At 58.1% G+C, this 6,933-nt stretch carries 5 protein-coding genes; 4 read left to right on the top strand and 1 reads right to left on the bottom strand.

The window, feature by feature from the left end:
• Nucleotides 1-43: 43 nt before the first annotated feature.
• On the bottom strand, nt 44-217 hold the full coding sequence (locus Q2941_RS28095) for a hypothetical protein (RefSeq protein ID WP_458194391.1): 174 nt from the start codon (nt 215-217) through the stop codon (nt 44-46).
• A 1,204-nt stretch (nt 218-1,421) separates the two neighbouring features.
• Between Q2941_RS28095 and Q2941_RS28090 the strand changes: the two genes are divergently transcribed.
• The 4 genes from Q2941_RS28090 to Q2941_RS28075 form a co-directional block, all read left to right on the top strand.
• Nucleotides 1,422-2,843 carry an ATP-grasp domain-containing protein gene (locus Q2941_RS28090; RefSeq protein ID WP_458194390.1) on the top strand — a complete coding sequence of 474 codons (1,422 nt, stop codon included), beginning with the start codon at nt 1,422-1,424 and terminating at the stop codon, nt 2,841-2,843.
• Nucleotides 2,840-4,090: an NAD(P)-binding domain-containing protein gene (locus Q2941_RS28085; protein WP_458194389.1), complete on the top strand. Its 1,251-nt coding sequence runs from the start codon at nt 2,840-2,842 to the stop codon at nt 4,088-4,090. Before Q2941_RS28090 ends, Q2941_RS28085 begins: the two co-directional genes overlap by 4 nt.
• 190 nt (nt 4,091-4,280) lie before the next feature.
• Nucleotides 4,281-4,550 (top strand): hypothetical protein, encoded by a 270-nt coding sequence (locus Q2941_RS28080; RefSeq protein WP_458194388.1) that lies wholly within the window; start codon nt 4,281-4,283, stop codon nt 4,548-4,550.
• Nucleotides 4,551-5,483: 933 nt separating this feature from the next.
• The coding region (locus tag Q2941_RS28075; RefSeq protein WP_479684034.1) for a glycoside hydrolase family 26 protein at nt 5,484-6,933 on the top strand (1,450 nt) is incomplete at its 3' end.

Below are 6,933 nucleotides of genomic sequence, written 5' to 3'. Positions count from 1 at the left end.
TCTCCTTGGAACACTGAAGCTTCGCAACCTCAGCTTCCTCGGTTCAGACCAGATGGACAACCTCCTGACAGGCCACAGCTAGACGCAGATTGATGCCGGGCGCGGCTTGTAAGCCTCCGAGCAACTGGCGTCGAAGTTCACGCATCTCCTCCAATGCTCGGCGGTTCTTCAAACGTACATAAGCGGAAACGATCAATTCAACGGTGTTCGATGGCATGGGTGCTCCGAAAATAGGCATCCTGAAAAAGGCGCTGTCGGGCTGGAAATACAGATCCCGGCAGCGCGGTATTTTCTAACTGGACACCGAAATCCCAGTTGATCTTGAGTGTGCAATGGTCATGCCACAGGTTTGTGACAGGCCCATCCTCGCGGGCAATGAAGAGGCCCCAGCTCAGGGGGAAAGCTAGGGCCTTCATCAACGCAGACATGTACCTGACTGTCAGGATCAGGCACCGAACCGGCAACCTGCTTCGAAGCCTTCGTTCCTAAATGCGACGCGCTGTCTGCGGTTGAACCTTCGCCGTCCATCGGACTAATTGCTACCGGGATTGTTGAATCATCCCACCGGGGGCTGGAACGCCGCCGTCCGCGGTAGATTTAAGCGGGCGGCGTTTTTGCTTCTGTCTGGAAGGGAGCGACCCCGGCGCTCGGGGCTGGCAGAAACGCCGGAGCCGTCCACACGCCTGCCGCCGCAGTGCTGGACCGAAATCATTATATCGACAAGGGTAAGCGGGGACGAGACAGCGCCAATACCGCAATCTGCTTCCGCACATTTAAGTCGCAAGCGCTTTTACCGCAACCGGTTGCAGGAGAGCGAGAACTGACACGTTTTGTTCTTGTACCGCCGACAAAGCACATTCAGGTTGTGTGGCGAGAACCAAAGAAGATCGAAGCGAGGGAGGTCTTCAAAATTTTGGCCCCAGCTCGAGGCGACTCAGAGCTGAGGCCAATTTTCCCGGGCCGACCGTAACATCAGTCCAGGTAGACAACATGCCTTACGGGCGCCGCGCATGCGATTGGGCAATCGGCCTACCTCGAATTTGCCGCATTAAGATGATCCTCAATCCAAGCCTGCGAGCCGCGTTGGATAAGCTGACGAATGGCGTGCGAGCGCGAGCCACTCTGACTTTTCGCAAAGGCTTCTATGGCCTTGATCCGCGAGGCGGGCATTCGTAGCATCACCTGTTCGCTCGCAACAGCCATCAACGCTATCCTCCAAAATGGCCCGCCGGCGCGAAGTACTCTGGCGAGTGAATCTCCATGGACTGGCGGGTCTGCACCCGGATCGTCAAACCCGGCGTGGTGCATATCACGCCGGGTATTCGTCGACTGCGCACCAGACCCCGCATTTACGATGAACGTTTACTTTAATTTCGAACTCGAATAGACGCTGATAAAGGCTGGATCGTAGCATCGCCGGGTTGGACGGTGCTGATCGATACTGCGGGGGCAACTTCAATGTTCGACGCGAGCCGCCGGGCTTTTCTGGCAACCGCATGATGGCGGCCCAATCGATTTCGAAGACTGATACAGTGTGTATATTGAACAAAGATCTTTCTGTGCTTTTGGCGTCTGCTTCGTTCGGTGGAACGGTCGCGGCCGTCCGCCATCTCGCGAGATGCAATATCGACGTCGGCGTCCTATCAAGCCAACGCCTAGACGCAGCGGCGTGGTCGCGTCACGCGGGACGTGTCTATTCGGCCCCACCGGAAAGCGAAGGCCCATCGTTTCTTGAGCGGCTTGTTGCGATTGGTGCGGCCAATCCCGGTAAAATTTTGCTACCGACGTCGGACGAAACTGCCTGGACGTATACGGAAAACACCGAGCTTCTGGCTCGGTATTTTTGTATGTATCAACCATCCATTGCGACCTTGCAGCGCATTCTTGAAAAGAAGCTTCTTGCGGATGCTGCAATCAACGCCGGCCTCACTGTGTTGCCGAGCTGGGACCCACGAACCATCGATGATGTCGCGAAATTAGCGCCAAACCTACCTTATCCGATTCTTATAAAGCCGCGCACGCATGTTCACCGCCTAAGGAGCGACAAGGGGATAGTGGCCTATTCGAGCAATGAGCTCTTGAACAAATACCAGCTGTTTGTTGATCGCGAGCGGGCGGCTGACAAGCCGCTTTTGGCTGATGCCCGCTTGCCTATTCTGCAACAATTTGTCCGAGTAGGACGCGAGGGTGTGCATTCGGTGACGGGCTTCATCGATCGGACGGGAGAGCTGTTTGTTAGCCGTAGCGCAACCAAAGTGTTGCAGCGATCCCAACCCATGGGGGTTGGGCTTTGTTTTGAATCGCTGCCAGCAGCCCCGGCACTTTCAGAGGCAGTTCGCCGCCTTTGTCGCGAACTAGAATATTTTGGCATTTTCGAAGTTGAATTTGTTTTGTTTGATGGGCGTTGGGCGGTTATCGACTTTAACCCGCGCCTGTTCAATCAGATCGGCATGGATATCCGCCGAGGTATGCCGCTTCCTTTCCTTGCGTGCCTTGACGCTGTTGGCGACACCGCATTCTTGCGCGAAGCGGTGGCGAAGGCGCAGGCTCAGGATAATGAGCGAGTTGTCTTTTGCGATAGCTTTGCCCTGCGGGCGTTCCTTTTTGCTCAGGCTCTCACAAGGCGAATGTCGCCCAAGGATCGCGCATATTGGCGTGCCTGGCTTAGGAAGCACGCGGACGATGCGGTCGATTACGCTGCAGACAGCAACGATTCAATTCCTGGCATCATCCATTCGCTCTCGCAGCTCCATCTGGGCGTCAAAGCTTTGCCGCGATTCATGCGCCTGTCGGCGCTCGACGCCGCTTGGACGCCACGGGCAGTCATACAGGAATTGTCATGAGCCGGGTCGCCGTCGCGATCGTCGGAGCCGGTCCGTATGGACTTTCGCTCGCCGCCCATCTTTCGGCGCGTAAGGTAGAAAATCGCATTTTCGGGCAGCCGATGCGATTCTGGTCTGATATTGCCGAGGCCGGCGGCGAGCGCTATCTCAAATCCTTCTGTTTTGGAACCAATCTCTCGACACCAGCGCCGGGCTATTCCTTCGCTGATTATAACGAGCCGCGCGGTCTTGAGACTTTCGAGCCGTGCTCGATCGCAAATTTCACGGAATACGGGCGTTGGTTCCAGCACCACAATGTGCCCTGGGTCGAGCCCGTCGAGGTTGAGCGTGTTGATCGGCAGGGGAGCGGTTTTGCTATCCTTCTGTCTGATGGAGAACGACTCGTCGCAGAACGGGTCGTCATTGCGACGGGGTTGTCGGGCTTTGCGCATGTTCCGCCAGTGCTGGCATCCTTGCCACCGGATGTTGCGGTCCATACGTCCAGGGTGACCAGCTTCGCTGCATTCAGAGGGCGCGATGTCGCGGTGATTGGGGCGGGTCAGTCAGCGCTCGAGGCGGCTGCCTTACTGTGTGAAGCCGGCGCTCGGCCGCTGCTTCTCGTACGGGAGAGCGCGGTTCGCTGGCATGATCGCTCCTCACTCCAACCTGGTCTCTGGGAACGCGTGCGCTGGCCCATCTCGGGGCTGGGCCGCGGGCTCAAAGCCAAGGCGCTGACCCAATTTCCGGGCGCGCTCTATCGAGTGCCCGCCAAATGGCGAACCCGGTTTGTCAACAACCACCTGCCAGCGGAGGGGGCATGGTGGCTCCGCCACCGCGTTGAAACGCGGTTGCCGATCCATCTCAATGTGACTGTCGTCAAGGCGGGCGAAGTGTCAGGGCGCGTGGCGCTGGAGCTGCGCCATGCAAATGATCAAGGTGAACGTCGGCTGATGGTTGACCATGTCATCGCCGGCAGCGGTTATGATATCGATGTTGGACGTCTGATGTTCCTCTCTCAGGATCTGCGAAATGCGATCCAATGCCTTGGGCGGGCGCCACAACTGAACGCCAGCTTCGAAGCGTCGGTACCGGGACTTCACTTCGTCGGTCCCTCCTCTGCGATGAGCTTTGGGCCGCTCTTTCGCTTCGTGATCGGCGCCGAATACAGCGCGCGGGTGGTTTCGCGCCGTCTGTCAGCGCGGGCCGGCCTTCTTGCTGCCCAACAATCGACGTACTGGCGCCCGGCGCGCGCGTCCCGCCCCGAGTGATCGTCAACGGCCGCATCGGAGAGGTTGCTGCTTTGTGGGTGGATGGGTCTGCTCATGCGGCCATCAAAGCGGCAGCCTCACGCACTCCGCAACTATTGTTTCCTCGCGGCTCGGAACGGCGGCCAACTACTGCGCGTCGTAAAAATCGATGAATCAGACAAGCACGAAACCCACAGAGCGCGGGGCCTCGGTGCCGAAGATCGCAACCGGCATACCGTTCGAAGACCAGGAAGACCTATCACCCCGAGAGAGGGGACAAATAGTCCTGGTGCAGGCACGTTGGTCTCGCGCCGCCATCAAACAGCACCGTGATCCCGGTGGTACGAAGGCTGACTTCGACGACCGTACCGGTCTTGTTCGCCAGATCTGGGCACCTAACGGCACCAAACTCGCTTATCTTAAAGCGGGTGCCGACCACAAAGCTGTCGGTCCGAGCAATCATTTCATCAATCCGAATTAACAGATATCCGTGGTTCGTAATAGAGACAGAATAGACTCAAATCCGGCAATTTGCAACTAGCGGGTCAATTGAGTCGACAGCACGCGCTTTCCGCGTACGGAATCACCGTTTGTCGGATCTGCTGGCACGCTAGGTAGCGAACTGATGCAGGGGCGGCACGGCAGAAGCCGACTTGTAAGACTCGTATCAAGGTATTGACGATAACCATTCCTTACGCAGCGATGAAATTCCGTCGCTAAATCAGTGCGCAGGAAACGCCACTACGTTAAGCTTCAACGTTCTCGAAATTGTTCTCGCTATCGAATCAACCGGTATCGGAGCCCGCGTTGCCGGGCGGTCCCGATGTTGTTCAATGAAGGAGCTTCATGTGACGCCCTGGTTTGTTCGTAACCTTCCGGGCCATCATCATGGGCCGTGGCATTTGGAGCAATTCGAGCTTTCCAGCGCTGACGTCACGGCGAAATTGTTGTCCCGCACCGCGCGAGGCGCCTTGGCTGGCCGATTTTCACAGCGAGATCCTCGCCTTCCCCAACGGCCGGCACGATGATCAGATCGATAGTTTCAGCCAATTCCTGTTCTGGGCGTCGGACCGGTGGTCGGCCCCGGGGATCGAGAGGGGGCTGCCAATTTTTGGTGGGGGGCCAACGCATACTGATCGCAAGCCTGGCCCGAGTCGGATGGCGCCAGTCCTGCGCTTTGTTCAATGTTGTGTTCGGTCAGGCGTCGATTTCGACGGTCTCTTCATAGCACCGCAATTGGATTCGCCCTGAAGCGTCAAGGCCACCAGCCGCTGCGCCTTTTGGCGCGTTGGATGATCGCGAGATTGGCGTTGCCAGATGCGTGGCAGACTCGCGGCGCCAGCGTGTCGAATGACGACATCAGAAATCCGCATTCGCTGCCTAAACACGACTCTAGAGCAGGGGCACAAAAGGCATGGTTCAGAACGCAAGCGGTGCAACGCCGTTTCCTCTCGGCGTCTTTGTAGGGAACCCGAACTATTATGATCACAGTGAGGAGGCGAGTTTCGAAGCAAACTTCAGCGCCTTCTCGGACCTGATGAAAACGAAGCCGCAATTCCTCGACCAATATGGCGATCAGCGCCTGCCCATCTCGGGTTGGGTTGGTCAGGCGAGCTGGAATGCAGCCTCGATGGCGCAGTCGCCCGTGCTTAAAGGCGTTACGCCGGTGATCGGGTTGCCGATGACCTCGACGGCGTCGGGCTCGGGAACTCCCGATCAGTTCTACAAGGACTTCGCGGCCGGAAAATACGACCCCATTCTGAAAGGCATGGTCAAAACCTGGGCCGACCATGGTTTCACGACACAGATTTGGCGGCCGGGCTGGGAGATGAATATTGACACCATGCCGTCCTATGCCGGCAACGACGCTGCAACACGCGCGGATTGGGTCAAGGCCTTCCAGCACATCTCCACGGTCTTGCACGCTGCGGGCAAGGCTGAAGGCGTGAACGTCCAAGTGGCGTGGAATCCGAGCGTGGTGAACTACAGCCATGCTGGCAACGTCATCCAGACTGCTTACCCCGGGAACCAGTATGTCGATATCATCGCCGCCGACGTCTATGGCGATGTCTTTCCCTACGGCTCGCCGACACACCTCTATGACTGGGACAAGAGCGGGCAAGTCCTCAACTCGTCCCACCCGGTCTACGATTCGAGCGTCCAGCAATGGGCGTCGGATCCGGTCAACCTTCAGCATTACTATACCTACCCAGCCGCCAACCAATGGTCCCTCGATGGCAGCGTGGGTCATGCGACCACGCTTCAACAGCTGATCGATCTCGCCAAATCGACGGGCAAGCCGTTCGCAATTGCCGAAACCGGTGCGGGCAACACGCACGATGGCGCGCGTCTCACCGACAATCCGACATTCGTGAAGTGGCTGGCGGACACGCTGCATCAATCGGGGGTGCATGTCAGCTTCGTGAACATCTGGGATGCGAACGCCGGCGGACAATATCGTTTCACCAGTTCTGCCGACCACAAGCCGCTTGAGGCTGCGGCGTGGGCGAAGTATTTCGGCGATCCGCCTGCATCCGCGCCTGCACCGACATCCACGTCTGCATCCGAGTCCACATCCAAGGCCACACCGGTGACTACTGCTTCGTCGCACACGCCGGTGGTTGCCGTCGCGGGCACTCATCCGCCCGCCGCGCCGACTCCAACCGCGCCGCCAGAGACTAATGTGACCGATCATTCGAAGTCTTTCGGCGATCCGCCCGCATTCGAGTCCACATCCAAGTCCGCACCGGTGACTACTGCTTCGTCGCACACGCCGGTCGTTGCCGTCGCAGGCACTCATCCGCCCGCCGCGCCGACTCTAACCTCGCCGCCAGAGACTAATGTGACCGATCATTCGAAGTCTT

It is taken from the genome of Bradyrhizobium sp. UFLA05-153, assembly GCF_054185185.1.
This window is presented reverse-complemented; position numbering and strand designations above follow the sequence as displayed.

Excerpts from the sequence above, each read along its gene's own strand:
- Q2941_RS28095 (WP_458194391.1), bottom strand. The coding sequence starts at position 217 with ATGCCATCGAACACCGTTGAATTGATCGTTTCCGCTTATGTACGTTTG.
- Q2941_RS28085 (WP_458194389.1), top strand. The coding sequence starts at position 2,840 with ATGAGCCGGGTCGCCGTCGCGATCGTCGGAGCCGGTCCGTATGGACTT.